3 protein-coding genes and 1 pseudogene are annotated in these 1,744 nt (G+C 71.0%); 3 read left to right on the forward strand and 1 reads right to left on the reverse strand.

Annotated elements, in window-relative coordinates; translation table 11 throughout:
- From CA983_RS48700 to CA983_RS43330, 3 genes and pseudogenes are all read left to right on the forward strand, one after another.
- Window positions 1–164, forward strand: a pseudogene (locus CA983_RS48700) (oxidoreductase); the annotation flags it as partial.
- Window positions 165–234: 70 nt separating this feature from the next.
- A complete protein-coding gene (locus CA983_RS43325; RefSeq protein WP_010042867.1) occupies window positions 235–558 on the forward strand; it encodes a hypothetical protein in 324 nt (107 codons plus the stop codon).
- Between the two features lie 127 nt (window positions 559–685).
- Window positions 686–1,378, forward strand: a complete 693-nt coding sequence (locus tag CA983_RS43330) for an endonuclease V (RefSeq protein WP_086606073.1) — start codon at window positions 686–688, stop codon at window positions 1,376–1,378.
- Here CA983_RS43330 and CA983_RS43335 read toward each other — a convergent pair.
- A complete protein-coding gene (locus tag CA983_RS43335; protein WP_107500359.1) occupies window positions 1,366–1,560 on the reverse strand; it encodes a hypothetical protein in 195 nt (64 codons plus the stop codon). The genes CA983_RS43330 and CA983_RS43335 overlap by 13 nt on opposite strands.
- Between the last annotated feature and the right edge of the window lie 184 nt (window positions 1,561–1,744).

A 1,744-nucleotide genomic window follows, 5' to 3' on the forward strand; every position in this document is an offset into this window, starting at 1 on the left:
CCGCCGCCCTCGCCGTCGGCCCCACCGGCACCGACCTCACCACGGACGGCGGCCGAACTTGGCGCACGGTCGACACCGGTTCCTACGACACCGTCGACTGCACCCCGGACCAAGGGTGCTGGGCGGCCGGCGAAAAGGGGCGCGTTGCCCGCCTGGAGCATTGAGCGCGCGGTATGCCCTGATTGTTGGCAATGTGGGTACTCGTTCACTGAAGCTGAAAGGAAGTGAGCGGTCATGCCACGCGGTTCGAGCTCCAAGCGGGAGCGCCAGTACGAGCACATCAAGAAGAGTGCGCAGGACCGGGGCGAGAGCACCGGCCGCGCCAAGGAGATCGCCTCGCGGACGGTGAACAAGGAACGTGCCCGCTCCGGCGAGTCGAAGACGGCCAGCCGCACGTCGACGAAGGACATGTCGTCCGGCAAGCGCGGCGGCCAGAGGTCGGGGCAGGGGTCCCAGGGGCCCACCTACGACCAGCTGTACCAGGAGGCCAAGCGCCGCGGCGTCGAAGGCCGTTCCAACATGAACAAGAGCCAGCTCCAGCGCGCACTGGGCAAGTGAGTCGCACGCCCCCCGAGGCCGGCGGGACTCCCGGGTCCCACCGGCCTTGGCGCAGCCCACAGGCTTAGCCGGCAGCCCACAGGCTCGGCGGTCCCCAGCCTCACCAGCCCATAGGCTCAGGGGCACCATGACGACCGTACGCATTCCCGAGGACTGGCCCGCCACCGAGGAACAGGCCCGCGCAGTCCAGGACGAACTCCGCGAGCGCGTGATCCTCGACGAACCGGGGCCGCCGCCCGGGGCGGGCCATGTGACGGGGGTCGACGTCGCCTATGACGACGAACGGGACGTCGTGGCGGCGGCCGCGGTCGTCCTGGACGCGTCGAGTCTCGACGTCGTCGCCGAGGCCACGGCCGTGGGCCGGGTCTCCTTCCCCTACGTGCCCGGACTGCTCGCCTTCCGCGAGATCCCCACGGTCCTCGCCGCCCTCGACGCCCTGCCGTGCCCGCCCGGCCTGGTGGTCTGCGACGGCTACGGCCTCGCCCACCCCCGCCGTTTCGGCCTCGCCGGCCACCTCGGCGTCCTGACCGGCCTGCCCACGATCGGCGTCGCCAAGAACCCCTTCATCTTCACCTACGACGACCCGGACACCCCGCGCGGCAGCACCTCCCCGCTGCTCGCCGGCTCCGAGGAGGTCGGCCGCGCACTGCGCACGCGCGACGGCGTCAAGCCGGTCTTCGTCTCCGTCGGCCACCGCGTGACCCTGGCGAACGCCTGCGCCCACACCCTCGCGCTGACCCCCGAGTACCGCCTCCCGGAGACCACGCGCAGGGCGGACGCGCTCTGCCGGACGGCGCTGCGGGAGACCTATTCCGCCTGACCGGTCACGCTCCAGCGGCCCACCTCGCGGTACTCCGAGTCGTAGATGACCGACCCGTCCCCGGGCCGGAGCGCGTAGTGGCGCAGGTTGCCGCCCCAGTACCTGAGGATCCGGCCCAGCTCGCCCGCCGGGTCCTCGGCCAACGCCGCGTCGTCCATGGTGACTTCGAGAAGGAACTTCATGCCTTCAATGGTTTCATTGAACTCCTTCTTGGCGCTTTTCGAGCTGTCGCCAGGAGCGGAAGGCGGAAAGTCTCAAACCGGGGGGAGGGGCCTGCCCGGAGCGGGGCGGCAGATCTGAGTACCGGCTCTGAGTACCTGTACGGATGCCCCGCCCCCGCCCCCGTCGGCAGGCTGGGGCCATGAC

This window comes from Streptomyces swartbergensis, from assembly GCF_002148965.1.
Lineage (GTDB): Bacteria > Actinomycetota > Actinomycetes > Streptomycetales > Streptomycetaceae > Streptomyces > Streptomyces swartbergensis.

What these genes read in the sequence shown, in the direction of transcription:
- CA983_RS43325 (WP_010042867.1), top strand. Translation starts at nt 235, where the DNA reads ATGCCACGCGGTTCGAGCTCCAAGCGGGAGCGCCAGTACGAGCACATC.
- CA983_RS43335 (WP_107500359.1), bottom strand. Translation starts at nt 1,560, where the DNA reads ATGAAGTTCCTTCTCGAAGTCACCATGGACGACGCGGCGTTGGCCGAG.
- CA983_RS43330 (WP_086606073.1), top strand. Translation starts at nt 686, where the DNA reads ATGACGACCGTACGCATTCCCGAGGACTGGCCCGCCACCGAGGAACAG.